This is a genomic window from Bacteroidota bacterium, from assembly GCA_018266835.1.
Taxonomy (GTDB): Bacteria; Bacteroidota; Ignavibacteria; order Tepidaquicellales; family Tepidaquicellaceae; genus JAFDZO01.
Genome location: JAFDZP010000002.1, coordinates 749,029 through 764,711, shown reverse-complemented (window position 1 = coordinate 764,711; position 15,683 = coordinate 749,029). Strand labels below are relative to the sequence as shown.

The 15,683-nt window shown below is 35.4% G+C and carries 15 protein-coding genes; all 15 read left to right on the top strand.

Annotated elements, in window-relative coordinates:
* The first annotated feature begins 180 nt into the window (after positions 1-180).
* The 15 genes from JST55_05145 (at position 181) to JST55_05075 (ending at position 15,635) form a co-directional block, all read left to right on the top strand.
* Positions 181-921, top strand: a complete 741-nt coding sequence (locus tag JST55_05145) for an ABC transporter ATP-binding protein (protein MBS1492869.1) — start codon at positions 181-183, stop codon at positions 919-921.
* The gene (locus JST55_05140) at positions 914-1,621 is read left to right on the top strand and encodes an ABC transporter ATP-binding protein (GenBank protein ID MBS1492868.1); all 708 of its coding nucleotides are present in this window, start codon (positions 914-916) and stop codon (positions 1,619-1,621) included. The genes JST55_05145 and JST55_05140 overlap by 8 nt, the downstream gene beginning before the upstream one ends.
* A 68-nt stretch (positions 1,622-1,689) precedes the next feature.
* Complete coding sequence (locus JST55_05135; protein MBS1492867.1) at positions 1,690-2,028, top strand: four helix bundle protein; 339 nt, start codon at positions 1,690-1,692, stop codon at positions 2,026-2,028.
* A 41-nt stretch (positions 2,029-2,069) separates the two neighbouring features.
* Positions 2,070-3,230, top strand: coding sequence for a pyridoxal phosphate-dependent aminotransferase (locus JST55_05130; protein MBS1492866.1), 1,161 nt, complete (start codon positions 2,070-2,072; stop codon positions 3,228-3,230).
* A 41-nt stretch (positions 3,231-3,271) separates the two neighbouring features.
* Positions 3,272-3,706 (top strand): hypothetical protein, encoded by a 435-nt coding sequence (locus JST55_05125; GenBank protein ID MBS1492865.1) that lies wholly within the window; start codon positions 3,272-3,274, stop codon positions 3,704-3,706.
* Between the two features lie 250 nt (positions 3,707-3,956).
* On the top strand, positions 3,957-5,591 hold the full coding sequence (gene nadB, locus JST55_05120) for an L-aspartate oxidase (GenBank protein MBS1492864.1): 1,635 nt from the start codon (positions 3,957-3,959) through the stop codon (positions 5,589-5,591).
* Position 5,592: 1 nt separating this feature from the next.
* Positions 5,593-6,090, top strand: a complete 498-nt coding sequence (locus JST55_05115) for a DsrE family protein (GenBank protein ID MBS1492863.1) — start codon at positions 5,593-5,595, stop codon at positions 6,088-6,090.
* Positions 6,091-6,124: 34 nt separating this feature from the next.
* Positions 6,125-8,566 carry a M1 family metallopeptidase gene (locus JST55_05110; protein ID MBS1492862.1) on the top strand — a complete coding sequence of 814 codons (2,442 nt, stop codon included), beginning with the start codon at positions 6,125-6,127 and terminating at the stop codon, positions 8,564-8,566.
* Positions 8,567-9,520 carry a hypothetical protein gene (locus JST55_05105; GenBank protein ID MBS1492861.1) on the top strand — a complete coding sequence of 318 codons (954 nt, stop codon included), beginning with the start codon at positions 8,567-8,569 and terminating at the stop codon, positions 9,518-9,520.
* Positions 9,504-10,364: a glycosyltransferase family 2 protein gene (locus JST55_05100; protein ID MBS1492860.1), complete on the top strand. Its 861-nt coding sequence runs from the start codon at positions 9,504-9,506 to the stop codon at positions 10,362-10,364. The genes JST55_05105 and JST55_05100 overlap by 17 nt, the downstream gene beginning before the upstream one ends.
* Before the next feature lie 7 nt (positions 10,365-10,371).
* Entirely contained in the window at positions 10,372-11,211 is an 840-nt protein-coding gene (locus JST55_05095) for an acyltransferase (GenBank protein ID MBS1492859.1), read from the top strand.
* A 128-nt stretch (positions 11,212-11,339) separates the two neighbouring features.
* Positions 11,340-12,377 (top strand): heat-inducible transcription repressor HrcA, encoded by a 1,038-nt coding sequence (gene hrcA / locus JST55_05090; protein MBS1492858.1) that lies wholly within the window; start codon positions 11,340-11,342, stop codon positions 12,375-12,377.
* Positions 12,378-12,420: 43 nt separating this feature from the next.
* The gene (locus tag JST55_05085) at positions 12,421-12,969 is read left to right on the top strand and encodes a nucleotide exchange factor GrpE (protein ID MBS1492857.1); all 549 of its coding nucleotides are present in this window, start codon (positions 12,421-12,423) and stop codon (positions 12,967-12,969) included.
* An 89-nt stretch (positions 12,970-13,058) separates the two neighbouring features.
* Positions 13,059-14,222, top strand: a complete 1,164-nt coding sequence (dnaJ, locus tag JST55_05080) for a molecular chaperone DnaJ (GenBank protein MBS1492856.1) — start codon at positions 13,059-13,061, stop codon at positions 14,220-14,222.
* Positions 14,223-14,393: 171 nt separating this feature from the next.
* On the top strand, positions 14,394-15,635 hold the full coding sequence (locus tag JST55_05075) for a T9SS type A sorting domain-containing protein (protein ID MBS1492855.1): 1,242 nt from the start codon (positions 14,394-14,396) through the stop codon (positions 15,633-15,635).
* Positions 15,636-15,683: the final 48 nt, after the last annotated feature.

Below are 15,683 nucleotides of genomic sequence, written 5' to 3'. Positions count from 1 at the left end.
GTTGCGATGCTCCAGCGTCGCAACGCATACAAAATGTAATTAATTGAATATTTTCGTTCCAACGCTGGAGTCCCGCTAAAGCGGGATTTTACACATTAAAACTAATAATGTTTTACATTTGAAATTTGAAATTATAAATTTGAAATTAGATTGAGTTTATTAAAATTAAATAATATAACAATGCGCTTCGGCGGTCTTACCTGCGTTGATAAAGTATCAACGACAGTGGAAGATAACGAGCTTGTCGGAATGATTGGACCTAACGGAGCAGGGAAGACGACGGTGTTCAATATGATTACCGGAGTGTATGACCCGACTGAAGGCGATATTGTATTTAATAACGAATCGATTGTCCCATACAAACCATACGAAGTATCAGAAAAAGGTATCAGCAGGACTTTTCAGAATATAAGATTGTTTAAATCATTATCGGTAAAAGATAACGTAAGAGTTTCATTTATAAAAAATATTAAGTCAAAATATTTTACATCTATTCTTCAGTTAGGAAAATTTTCAAGAGAAGAAAAAGAAATCGATAAAAAAATTGATGAGCTGCTCGAAATGTTTGACCTGCTCAGCATGAAAGATGAATATGCAGTTTCACTTCCATATGGTGACCAGAGAAAACTTGAAATCGTGAGAGCGCTTGCAACATCTCCAAGATTATTATTGCTTGATGAACCCGCTGCAGGTATGAATCCCACTGAGAAAGTGGATTTAATGAACCTCATTAAAAAAATAAAAGATTTATTCCATATTTCTATTTTACTTATTGAACACGATATGAAAGTTGTGATGGGTGTATGCGAAAGAATTTTTGTGCTTGAGTACGGAAAGAAAATTGCAGACGGTCTGCCTGAAGCAATCCGAAATGACGAGAAGGTTATATTAGCATATTTAGGAGATACGCACCATGCTTGAGATTAAAGATTTGCAAATACATTACGGAGCGATAAAAGCTATCCGCGGCATAAGTTTGAAAGTACCTGAAGGCTCAATTGTAACATTGATTGGCTCAAACGGCGCAGGAAAAACTTCTACGCTTAGAGCAATTTCAGGAATAATAAAAGTTGCAGGCGGTTCGATAACATATAACAATGAGAACATCACAAATCTTCATCCTGAAAAAATTGTGAAGATGGGAATATGCCAGTCACCAGAAGGAAGATTAATTTTTTCCAACTTAACAGTTGAAGAAAATCTTTTAATGGGCGCATACACAAGAAAAGACAAGCAGGGGATTAAAGATGATTTAGAGTTTGTGTTCTCATTCTTCCCGAGATTAAAAGAAAGAATAAAACAGTTAGGCGGAACGCTAAGCGGCGGCGAGCAGCAAATGCTTGCAATATCAAGAGCGCTTATGTCAAAGCCGAAAGTGTTATTGCTTGATGAACCGTCGTTAGGTATTGCACCTTTATTAGTAAAAACAATTTTTGAAAAAATAGTTGCGCTGAACCACTCAACCGGAATTACAATTTTATTAGTTGAGCAGAACGCAAACTTAGCTTTATCAATTGCAAACTATGGATACGTTCTTGAAACAGGTGAAATAATTTTAGAAGGTAAAGCCGATGAACTTGCGAAAAATGAAGAAGTTAGAAAGGCATATTTAGGAGAGTAATTAATTTCAAATTTTAGATTTCAAATTTCAAATGTGAAAAACTCATATTAAATTTTGAATCAGGAAGAATTAAAATCAGAACCAAGAAGTATGCATTAAGAATTATTAAATTGGTTGATAATCTTCCTGGGTCTAAAATTGGTAATATAATAGGAAATCAAATTTTACGTTCTGCAACATCGGTCGGTGCTAATTATCGCTCTGCTTGTCGAGGAAGATCAAAAGCTGAATTCATATCGAAACTTAATATTGTTTTAGAAGAAATAGATGAATGTTTATATTGGTTGGAATTAATTGAAGAAAGTGAATTACTTAAAAAAGAAAAGTTAGTCGAATTAATAGGTGAAACAAAAGAGCTCATAGCAATTTTTGTTTCAACTTTAAAAACACTAAGAAATAAATCTTAATTAACAACATTTGAAATCTGAAATTTAAAATTTGAAATTAAATGAACATTAGATTAGCAGACAGAATGTCCAGGCTTGGGACAGAAACAGCATTCGAAGTTTTAGCGAAAGCAAAAAAACTTGAAGCCGAAGGCAAAAAAATTATCCATCTGGAAATCGGCCAGCCCGATTTTCCTACTCCCCAGAATATATGTGATGCCGCAATTAAATCCATTAAAGCAGGTGACCACGGTTATACTCCTTCAAACGGAATTGTAGAACTAAGACAGGTCATAGCTGATTACATCACACGCACACGCGGTGTGCAAAGAGATGCCGATGAAGTTGTAATGATGCCGGGAGCTAAACCTGTAATGTTCTATGCAATGCTTGCTCTTGTAAATGAAGGTGACGAAGTTATTTATCCAAATCCCGGATTTCCGATTTATGAATCCATGATAAATTTTGTAGGCGGTAAAGCTGTTCCGCTTAAATTAGAAGAGTCAAAGAATTTTTCTTTCGATGTTGAGGACCTGAAAAAATTAATCACACCGAAGACAAAGTTAATTATAATTAATACTCCGCAAAATCCTACAGGCGGTATATTAACTGAAGACACAATCAGAAAAATTGCCGACGTTGTGAAAGATACGGACATCATGATTCTTAGTGATGAAATTTATTCAAGATTAATTTTTACCGGTGAACATTTCAGCATTACACAAATTCCGGGAATGCTTGAGCGTACAATTATACTTGAAGGATTTTCAAAGACATATGCGATGACGGGATGGAGAGCAGGCTACGGAGTAATGAGAAAAGATCTGGCTGAATTATTTTCAAAACTAATGACTAACAGCAACTCATGCACAAACTACATGGTGCAGAAGGCATGTATTGAAGCATATACAGGTCCTCAGGATGCAGTAGATCACATGAAGGCAGAATTTTTAAAGAGACGTGATGTGATAGTTGACGGATTGAATTCAATTCCCGGATTTTCATGTGTAGTTCCTGACGGCGCATTCTATGCATTCCCGAACATTACAAAGACAGGATATGATTCACGCAAGCTCTGCGACCACTTATTATATAATGCAGGTGTTGCATGTTTATCAGGTACGGCTTTCGGCGCATTCGGTGAGGGCTATCTGAGATTCTCCTATGCAAATTCAACTGAAAATATACAGGCAGCAATTAAAAAAATCAAAGAAGTATTGTAATCTTATAACCCTTGTAAAAAACTCAAAAACAAAATTCAATAATGGAACAACCAGTAACCCCTGACCAAATTAAAGAAAAGATTTTAGAAATCTTCAAAGCTAACGACGCAATTTCAATTGCATCCACAGGCGGAGAGTATTCACCGTGGATACTCGGCGCATATTTCGCAAGCGACGGACTGACAATTTATTGCTTTCTGGAAACAGCAGGAAAATCTTACAGAAATATTTTTCTTAATAAAAATATTGCAATATCTATAAGCAAAAACGATGCAATGCAGGATTTTCTTCAGGGTAAAGGAACAATTGAAATGCTTCCGAATGAAGATGACGATAAAGTAAGAAATATGCTTTTGGAAAAGATGCCATGGTTTAAAACATACACACCTGTTGCTCCATGCAGAATAAAGATAGATAAATTTTTTGTGACATCACTTTCAAGCGGATGGTTTCCTGCAAAAGTTCTTGAACAATAAATTTCGCATCATATAATTATTGTAAAGCCCTGATTTCTTTTTAAGAGATTTCAGGGTTTTTTATTTTATCACTTTTAAAAAGTAAAGAATGTATTACTTTTAAAACACAGATTTTTATGATTACTATGATGTCACAGATAATAACTTTAAATTTATAAGTGTATTTGTTTGTAGGACATTGCACGGAATATCTGTGCAATTACAACCATCATTTTAATCAGTGTTCCTTTTGTAAAATAAAAATGATTTTTTGAAAACAGATTTTCTTATAGTAGGAAGCGGTATTGCGGGACTATCACTTGCGATAAAATTATCGGAGCTTGGTAGGGTCACTATTATTACCAAGAAGCAAAAAGCAGAGTCGAATACTAACTACGCACAGGGCGGCATTGCAACTGTTTTTGCCGATGACGATACATTTGATTTGCACATAAAAGATACGCTCGATTGCGGCGCCGGACTTTGCAATATAAAAGCTGTTGAAAAAATTGTTACAGAAGGACCTCAGAGAATAAAAGAGCTAATTGAACTGGGAGTGAATTTCAGCAAAGATCACGGGCATATTTCACTCGGAAAAGAAGGCGGTCACTCTCGAAACAGAATACTTCATTCAAGAGATTTAACCGGAAAAGAAATTGAGCGAGCGCTGCTTCATAAAATTTCTCTTATTCCTAAAATAAAAATTTACGAGTACTACTTCGCAATTGATTTGCTCACTCCCCGAAATCTTAAAGATAAAAATTCCAAAGAAAAAAATATCTGCTATGGTATTTATGCATACAATATAAATTCCAATAAAGTAGAGAAAATTGTTTCATCTTATACTATACTTTGCTCAGGGGGATTGGGGCAGGTGTATCAGCATACAACAAATCCTGCAATCGCAACCGGAGACGGATATGCAATGGGATACAGAGGCGGCTGCACAATTGCAAATATGGAGTTTGTACAGTTTCACCCAACTGCATTATACGAGAATAAAGAGACAAGTGACTCTCAGGTGTTTTTAATTTCGGAAGCGGTAAGAGGAGCAGGAGCAGTTTTAAAAACACGCGACGGCAAAGAGTTTATGCATAAATATGATAAACGGAAATCACTTGCTCCCAGAGATATAGTTGCCCGCGCAATTGATGCTGAGTTAAAAAAGAGCGGAGATACGAATGTTTTTTTAGATATGCGTCACATTGATAAAAAAGAAATATTAAATCACTTTCCGAATATTTACAAGCATTGTCTGAAAATTGGTGTGGATGCTACAAAAGAAATGATACCTGTCGTGCCCGCTGCGCATTACTCATGCGGAGGAATTAAAACTGACTTATCAGGCAAGACAAATATAGAAAATCTTTTTGCATGCGGTGAAGTTACAATGACGGGAGTACACGGCGCAAACAGGCTTGCATCGAATTCTTTACTGGAAGCACTTGTTTTCTCCAATGCAATTAACGAACATTTCAAAAAGAACTTTGATAAGACTAAGAAAAATAATTTATCCAAATCTTATGAAAGTATACTGAACTGGAATGACAAAGGAACTGTGAACGCAGAAGAATGGATTTTAATTTCTCATAACAAAAAAGAAATTAAAGAGATAATGAGCGATTATGTAGGGATTGTTAGAAATACAATCAGATTGAAAAGAGCATACAGAAGAATTTTAATGATGAAGGATGAGATAAGGGAGTTTTATAAAAAAACAAAAGTCAGTGTTGACTTGCTTGAGTTGAGAAATCTTGTGACATGCGCAGCATTAATTGTTGAATCTGCTATGAAAAGAAAAGAATCGCGCGGGCTACATTACATGCTGGATTATCCTAAGAAAGACGATAAAAATTTTTTAAAGGATACAATCATAAAGAAAAAAATTAAAAATATAAAACAGTAAAATGAAAATTCTCTCTTTTGTTTTATTCTCAGTTTTGTTTTTTATTTCTTCAAATGTAAAAGCTCAGAATCCTGAGATAAAAGATATTACCCATAAAACAAATGTTACATCTGTATGGGAAGTTAATACAGATGTGTGGGAAAATGGTGTCGGCGCCGGGCTGCATTATCCTTCTCTTCTCAACGCTAAATATCAAACGTTAGGATTAAAGAAAGGTGATTATCAGATTTCTGTAGTAGTTCATTTAGCAGCGGGTTACTGGCTGCTGAATGACGAAGCTTACGCAAAACACACTAAGAAGTCAGGTGGCAATCCGAATAAAACATTGGTGGCGCAATTAATAAATGACGGAGTGAGTATTGAAATATGCGGAGTAACAATGCTTAATAACGGCTGGACTGCAAAAGACCTGCTGCCGGGAGTTGTGATGCTGGAAACCGGAGCATACTCAAGAATAATTGATTTGGAAAAATCGGGATATTCCTATATAAGATTTTAAAAATACTTTTAATAACATCTCTCTCAATAAATTAATGAAGAAGACCCTCATTATCTGTTTTTTAATGTTAATTTTCTCTACAAGTTTTGCGCAGGAAAAAAATGCACCCGAACGCGTAAGAACTTATGACGTGCAGCATATAAAAATGAACATCAATATTGACTGGGATAAAAAAATGATTCTCGGAAATGTTGAAACGAAAATTGTACCGCTTGCAGATAACTTCAGCGAGTTTGAAGTGGATGCAGTAGCTTTTAAAATAAATTTTATTACCGATAGAAACGGGAACAGATTAAAGTACGATTACGATGATAAAAAAATTACTGTTATACTTGATAAATCTTATACTCCAAGTGATACTATAATTTATACTGTAGATTATAATTGCGTTCCGCAAAGCGGATTATATTTTGTTTATCCGCAGGAGCTAACTCCGAATTATAAAAAACAAATATGGACACAGGGCGAAGGCGAAGATAACAGGTATTGGATTCCCATCTATGATTATCCCAATGATAAGTGCACAAGTGAAATGTATGTAACGACTGATTTAAATCTTCAGACTTTATCTAACGGTTACCTTGAATCACAAACTCCGGCCGGCTCTGATAAATATACTGCGCACTGGGTGCAGGATAAGCCGCACTCAACATATTTAATTATGCTTGGAGTCGGCGACTACGATATTATACAAGACGCTTATAATGATATTCCGATACAGTCGTATGTTTATCCCGATAGACTTGCGGACGGAATGTATTCATTCAGAAATACAAAAGAGATGGTGAAAGCATTTTCAGAGAAGTACGGAGTGATGTATCCCTGGGCAAAGTTCTCGCAGATAACTGTTACTGATTTTATTTACGGAGGAATGGAAAACACAAGCGCAGTTGTACTCAATGAACGCGCATATTATTCGCCGGAGATTGAAAAAGATTATTCTGCTGAGGGATTAATTTCTCATGAGCTCGGACATCAATGGTGGGGAGATTTAACAACCTGCCGCAACTGGAACGAGATGTGGCTTAATGAAAGTTTTGCAACGTTCAGCGATGCTTTATGGAGTGAAGTTAAATACGGAAGAGATGAGTATGATTATCAGATTTTACGCAACGGCGATAATGCGCTGCGTGTTGATGCAACAACGGGACGTTACCCTATATGGGCAGGTTACGGAAGTGTCGGCACGAACATATATGATAAAGGGTCTGTTATAATTAATACATTCAGATATATTTTAGGAGATAAATTTTTTCCTTCACTCAAAACTTTTTTAACTGATAACGGGTATAAAAATGTAGAGAGTCAGGATTTAGTTAATGCAATAAATAAAACATGGAACAGCGACCCGAATCTTGATCAGCCGCCATCCGATTTTAAATGGATGTTTGACCAGTGGATATGGAAAGCGGGACAGCCTGAGTTCGATGTGAATTACTCATATGATGCAGCCAATAAATTAGTTGTTCTGAATGTAAAGCAGACACAGAAGGAAGATTCGCTGACGCCTGTGTTCAGAACTCCGATGGATATAAGAATAAAAAGCGAAGATGAAAATAAAATTGAGAAGATAAATATTTCACAGAGAGAAGAACAGTTTAAAATCAGTTTTAATTCAGCTCCTGATTTTGTTGAGTTTGATTATGGAAATAATATTCTGGATAAATCAAAGATAGACAGAAGTGTTGGTGATATATATAATCAGATTTTACAGAGTGAAAATGCGATAGATAGAATTATGGCGATTCGTGAATTACCCGATAAGCCGTTTGACAGAATGATTACCGATGTATTGTACAATGTTCTTACCAATGATAAATTTTACGGAGTAAGAAATGAAGCTGCCAGCGCACTCGGAAAATTAAAAAGAGTTGCAGTAGCTGATATTTTAATGAAAGGATATGATATACAAACACATCCGAAAGTAAAAAGAGAGATATTAAAAGCGCTCAGTAACTATAAAGATGAAAAAGTTTTGAAGTTTGTGCTCAGAAAAATAAAAGATGAGAAAGACGATTATATAGTTTCAGATGGCTTAGATGCTTTGGTAAAATTGGCTGAGCCGGGAGATTTATACGGATATGTTAAGCCGTTTATGCACAGAGAGTCACACAGAAATGTTGTAATGGGTTCAGTTGCAGATGCATTGAAGTCAGCAAATAAAGTTAAGAGTGATGAAAGAATAAAAGCATATTTTAAAGAGATAGGATTTGGAGTTAGTGTACCAAGCAGATTGAGAGCAGATGTGTTAAGGGGATTGAGACCGTTTGCAAAAGATGAAGATGTGAAATCGCTTGCAAAGAAATACATAGATTTCAATGCAAGATTTGTGAAGTCAGAATTGATTGCATTACTGGGAGAATCGAAAGACAAATCAATGATAGATTTTTTAACAGAAATAAAAAAGAATACTTCCGATGAAAGAATAAAGAAAAATTTATCCGATGCAATAAAAAAACTAAACGGGGAAAAATAATTGAAAAGTATTTTCAACATATTAATTTTAAGTGGAGCGGTATTACTTGCGGGATGTTCGAAGAAAGAAGTAAAGCAGGAGAGTCCGGCAAATAATAATAACAGCACTCTTTCTGCTGCAGGCACAGGAGAGAAGGACAAAAATTTTAAAGTTCAGTATGCTTCTCCAAGAGTTGTTTATAAAATAGAAGAAGCTGATTTAGATAATAACGGAAAGGATGAATACATTGTATTCAGTGTTGCAAATGATACGCTGAATAAGACTGCGCACCAGTTTTATAAATTTGACATGATGGAAGTTTTTGTAAAGGATAGTGTGAGTAATTCGTATAGAAAAATCTCAACCGATACTGTGGATTTTTCAGATGAGTACTGGATTATGAATCTTGAAAAAGATAAATCGAAACAGATAATTGTAAAGACGAATATGGGAGGGAACGACGTTGTGAACTCCAGAGGGATGTATGTTTTTAATTATGAAAAAGATAAAGTAAACCTTGTAAAGTACTTTGATACAGGAAATCCTGAGGTAAAAGATGTGAACAGTGACGGGAATAAAGAAATACTTGTTTCGGATTCTTTTTTCGGAATTTTGCCTGAGTCCTCCGCAATTTATTACACATCGGAAATATTCAAATACAACGACGGCAAGCTAAACCAATGTAATAAAGAGTTTAAAAAGTATTTTTTAGATAAGGCATCGGCAGCGCTTGATGAATATAATAAAGTAAAAGACAGGGTTAATAAAGGGGAGAAGATAAAAAGCTCTGAGTATCTTTTGTATAAGAAAGTTGCTGAAATAATTTTAGCATATTCTGCAGCGGGTGAGAACAGCACAGCTGCAAAATTCTGGAGCGATGATAATGCATTTCTTCAAAAAAATCTTGCCGAAGATGAGTATCAGGACCTGAAAAAATTTATATCTAAACTTCCGCCTATTGCAAGCACAATCTGAAAATAGAATTTTACTTTCGATTATTATTGTAACATGGAATGCAGAGAGTGAAATTGAAGCGTGCATAAATTCAATTATAAAATATAATAACGATATTCCTATTGAGATAATCGTTATTGATAACGATTCTAAAGATAAGACAAGAAATATTTTAAAGAACTATGCAGTTCAAACGGATTTTATAAAAGTAATTCTGAACGACAATAACAAAGGATTTACATTAGCGAATAATCAGGGAATAAAAATTGCGCAGGGAGATTTTATTTTACTGCTAAATCCCGATACGAAAGTTACAGAGAATTCTCTGATAAAATTAATTGAACAGCTTGCAACATCGGGTACAATGGGAGCGATTGCTCCGCAGCTGCTGAACGAAGATTTGACTATACAGCCCTCATGCAGGACTTTTCCCCGATACTGGGATATGTTTTGCGAGCTGATTCTGCTTTCTAGATTATTTCCAATGAGCAGGATTTTTGCAAGGTGGAAGATGAATTATTTTAATCATAATGAGATTGATGAAGTTGAGCAGCCGATGGCAGCAGCATTGATGATTAAAAAAAATGTTATGGATAAAGTAAACGGATTTGATGAGAGATATAAAATGTTCTTTAATGATGTTGACCTTTGTAAAAGCATTGTTGATGCGGGGTATAAGATTTATTTTTATCCTGACTCGAAAATATTTCATCTAAAAGGCGCAAGTATTTATAGAGATAGGAAAAATATGCTGAGAATCTGGAACGATGACTGTGTTACTTATTTTAAAAAGCATTATAATAATTTTTTATTAATCCCTTTGCTTAGCATCGGATTAAAACTTTCTCTTCCATTCAGAAAATAGATTTATTATGAAAGCAGCCATAGCACAAATAAATTCAGTACTCGGAGATTTAAATAAAAATATTGAGAGACACATCGATTGCTGCAATAAGGCAATCGCTGAAAAAGCGGATATGATTATTTTTCCGGAGCTATCTTTAACGGGATACTCGCTGAAGGATATTAACTATGATATTGCATTCAATCCTTACAAGAGTGACAAGCTGAAGGATTTACTAAAGCTCAGCAAAAAGATTTCAATCATTTGCGGATTTGTAGAAGAAGCAGAAAATTTTGCTGTGTATAATTCTGCAATTCTATTAGAAGACGGAGAAATAAAAGGAGTGCACAGAAAAATTTATCCCCCGACTTACGGAATATTTGAAGAGTACAGATATTTTTCAATGGGGACTGAATGTACTCCGATTGAATCCAAATTCGGAAAGCTCGGGGTTATGGTTTGTGAAGATTTGTGGCACATGTCAGTTCCTTACACGATGGCAATGGCAGGGGCAAAAATTTTGATAGGAATTGCATGCTCGCCGACAAGACTTGCAGTTGATACAGATAAATTCAAAAATTACGATATCAATTCTGACCACCATAAAACTTATGCAAGAATTCTTTCTTCATATTTACTTTTCTGTAACAGAGTTGGATTTGAAGACGGGGTAAATTTCTGGGGTGGCAGCGAAATTGTAGACCCTTCCGGAAATATTCTGACAGTTGCAAAAATTTTTGATGAGGATGTGATTTATGCTGAAATTAGTGAAAATGAAGTGCAGAGAGCACGCAGAAATGCCCGACATTTTATCGATGAAGATATTGATAAAACAATAAAGAACCTTTCCAAACTGAATAAAAGCTGAACTTTTATTCAGATTTTACGTTATATTTATCACTGGGAGTAACAGAGTGCCAAACTAAATTCATATAAAATTGAATTTTATTTGGCATTTATATTGTAAGGCAAATTTCTTATTTTTGTAAACGATTTATGATAGCAAATTTAACAGACAGGGAAAAAGAAATATTACGATGCGTTGTGGAGAATTTTATTTTCAATGCAGTGCCTGTTGGCTCGCGTAATATTTCAAAGCAAAGTGATTTGAATCTCTCGCCGGCAACAATAAGAAATGTTATGAGCGACTTGGAAGAGATGGAACTGCTCAGAACTCCGCACACATCTGCGGGAAGAGTCCCTACCGATAAAGCTTACAGATACTATATTGATACATTGATGGGAAAAGAAATTTTGCAGGATGCTGAGATAAGGTCAATTAAAAATCAGATTAACGAATTAAAAAATACTGTCAGCGAGCCCGAAGAGATTTTTTCGGAGACTTCTAAAATTCTCGGAAAAATTTCGCACATGCTTGCAGTTGTAAGCGAACCGCTATTAACTACGGGAATATTTGCAAAGCTTGAGCTGGTTAGTTTATCTTCTACAAAAATTCTTGCAGTGCTGAACATCCGTTCAGGAATTGTAAAGACGCTCATCCTTGAACTTGACTCCGAAATTTTAAAATCAAAGCTTGATAGAATTTCTTCTTTACTGAATGAAAGACTTGCAGGACTGACATTGAAAGAGATTAAGGAAACATTCTCACAGAGGATTGGTGATTTAAAGTCAGAGAGTCCCGAGTTGATTCAGCTTTTCATAAATACAATCGATAAGTTTTACGATGAGGAAAAGGGCGGGAAGATTTATTTAGGCGGTACAAGCGAGATAATTTCTCAGCCGGAATTTATCGATATGAAAAATGTTAAGAGCATTATTAATCTGACTGAAGACAGAAATTTTGTTGTTCATATTTTTCAGAACTCGGATTTGCTGAATCAGAACGTATCGATAAAAATCGGTGATGAGAATGCGGATGATAAACTGAAGGACTTAAGCGTATTAGCTACTGCTTATTCGCTTGGAGATGTAAAAGGAAAAATAGGTGTTATAGGACCAAAGAGAATGAACTACGCAAAGATGATAACTTTGCTTGAATACACTTCAAAACTTATTACGGAAATGGTGATGTAATTTGTTTAAAAATTTTAAAAAAGGAAATATTTATAAAGCTATAATGAAAGATAAAAATAAAAAAGAAAATAACCCTGTAGAAACCACAGAAGAAAATGTAAATGAAACAGCAGCAGAAAACGGAAAAGAAACTGTTGAACTTACCGAAATTGAAAAGCTGAAACAGGAAAACGCTGAGCTGCGAGATCTGCTCCTGAGAAAAGTTGCTGAGTTTGAAAATTACAAAAAAAGAAAAGACACTGAAGTAACTGAGTTCGTAAAATATTCAGCAGAGAAAATTATTAAGGAACTTATTCCTGTTTATAATGACCTGGACAGGTCATTGCACTCCGTAAACAAAGGAGAGACAAAAGATTTAGACACTTTGAAACAGGGACTTGAACTTGTGTATCAGAAATTTTCAAACGTTCTTGAAAATGAAGGACTGAAAGAAATTGATGTGATGGGAAAAGCGTTTGATGTAAATACTTCAGATGCATTAATGCAGGTGCCGAAGGAAGTCGCCCCAAACACAGTAGTTGAAGTTGTAGAAAAAGGATATATGCTTAAAGATAAAGTTATAAAGCATGCAAAAGTTTTAGTATCCGCATAAATAAAAATAAATTTAGTTAATTGATTTCTTGATATATCTTAATGGTGATTACATTAAAGGATTAACTGAGGAAATCAAAAATTTTTAAAATGACAAAAAGAGATTACTACGAAATATTATCGGTTGAGCGAACAGCAACAGGTGATGAAATAAAAAGCTCATATAGAAAGCTTGCGATGAAATATCATCCTGATAGAAATCCCGGAAACCATGAAGCAGAGGAGATGTTTAAGGAATGCGCCGAGGCATACGAAGTTTTATCAGATCCGACAAAGAGACAAAGATATGACCAGTTCGGGCATCAGGGAGTAAGCGGAGGTCCGGGAGGATTTTCAGGCTTCACCGATATGAACGATATCTTCTCGCACTTCGGTGATATATTCGGCGGCGGCGGCGGTGGAAGTATATTCGATGAATTTTTCGGCGGAGGAAGAAATCAGGGCAGAAGAAGACAAGGCAGCGGAAGCAGAGGAAGTGATTTAAAAATAAATCTTAAGCTTACTCTTGAAGAAATTGCCGACGGAGTTGAAAAGACAATTAAAGTTAAAAAGTTTAAAACTTGTGATACATGTAAAGGCTCGGGAGCAAAAGGTGAGAGTGGATATGCGAAGTGTACTCACTGTAACGGAACAGGTGAAGTAAGACAGGTGTCTCGTTCGATATTCGGGCAATTTGTAAATGTAACAATGTGTAACGTTTGTAACGGCGAAGGAAGAGTAGTTAAAGAAAGATGCGGAGATTGCCACGGTGAAGGAAGAGTAAAAACAGAAGCTGAAATAAAAGTAAATATTCCATCGGGAGTAAGCGAAGGAAATTATATTCCGCTTGAAGGACAGGGCAATGCAGGTTTGCGCGGCGGTCCGGCAGGTGATTTGTTCATACATCTTGAAGAAGAAGCACATTCAATTTTTGTAAGAGAAGAAGATGATATTTATTACGAGCTCGAGCTGAGTATAATAGATGCTGCAATAGGCGCAGATGTTATTGTGCCGACATTAAAAGGAAAAGCTAAGTTAAAAATAGATGCAGGCACTCAGCCCGGAAGTATTTTGAAAATGTCCGGCAAAGGAATTCAGAGACTGCACTCAGACAGAAGAGGCGACCAGCTTGTAAGAGTGAATGTACATATACCGACAAAACTATCAGGTAAAGAAAAAGATATTTTAAGGGAACTTGCAAAATCAGAAAACTTTAAACCGAATGGAAAGAAAAAATCTGAGAAAGGTTTTTTTAAGAAAGTTTTCTCAGAGTAAAAATAAATATTTTGATTTATATAATTGAAAGGGGCGAAAGCCCCTTTTTTGTTTTGAAAAATTGTTACTGTTAAATAATTCAATTATTGCATACTGAATTTCTGAATTACATTACATATGAGTATAACATAAGTTATTTATAGAGCGCTTGGGGAAAGGCGGCATAAATGTATGAAGAAGTTCATTCCTATTCTCTTTGCCCTGTTCAATTTCATTTCCTTGCTTATTTTTACTTCTCAATCACCTGCACAATGGGAACAGATATCAAACGGAATCAGCACTAGTCAAAGTATATTATCTTTTGCAACTAACGGAACTGTAATTCTTATGGGTTCAGGGTTCAACGGAGTCGGCACAGGTATTTACAGTTCAACAAACAACGGTACTAACTGGACTCAGACCGTGATGAATAACAGATGCGTGAATTCAATAATTCAGTATGGGAGTTATTTTTTAGCGGGAACGGATTACGGTGCCTGGGTCAGTGAAAACAGCGGCGCTAACTGGACTATTTCATCTATTAATAATCGTAATGTCGAAGAATTTACAATTATAGGAAACAATATTTTTGCAGCTTCCATAATTGATACAGTGGGTATTTTCCGTTCTGCAAATAACGGCTATACCTGGATACCGACAGGTTTCACAAATCATGGTGCAGTTACCTCTCTGGCAGTTAATGGAAACTATCTTTATGCAGGCTGCGGCAATGGAGTTTATCTTTCAACCAATAACGGGAATAATTTTACTTCAATCGGATTGACATATAAGGTTATTGATTGTATGGCAACTCTCGGAGGACATCTCTATGCTGCTTCAAGTTATCCCGGTGCGGGCGGATTATTTCACACCACAAACAATGGAATAAGCTGGAGCAACGATACTGCAGGCATGGGAAGTAAAATAATATATAACTTTTGTGTAAGCGGCGAAAATTTATTTGCAGGAACAAACGGAGGGATTTATCTGAGCACTAATCACGGTACAACATGGATAAAGAAAAATACAGGATTTGGTAACTACACACCACCAATATTCAAATTGTTCACAACTAATAATTATATCTTTGCAGGTACATATGGCAAATCAGTTTGGCGTAGAAGTTACACGGATATAATTGGAGTGCAGAATATTTCATCTGAAATTCCGTCATCGTTTATTCTGCATCAGAACTATCCGAATCCATTTAATCCGTCAACGAAAATCAGATATGAAATTACAAAATCAGATTTTGTAAAATTAACGGTATCGGATATAACAGGGAAGGAAGTAGAAATATTGGTTAACGAAAATCAATTAGCAGGAGTGTATGAAACTGAATTTAATGGGGGAAATCTTTGCAGTGGTATATACTATTATAGAATAGAAACTAGAAGTTTTATTGATACAAAGAAAATGATTTTAATAAAATAATTTAATTTAAAAATTGAAAGGGGTGGAAGCCCCTTTTTTGTTTTACGT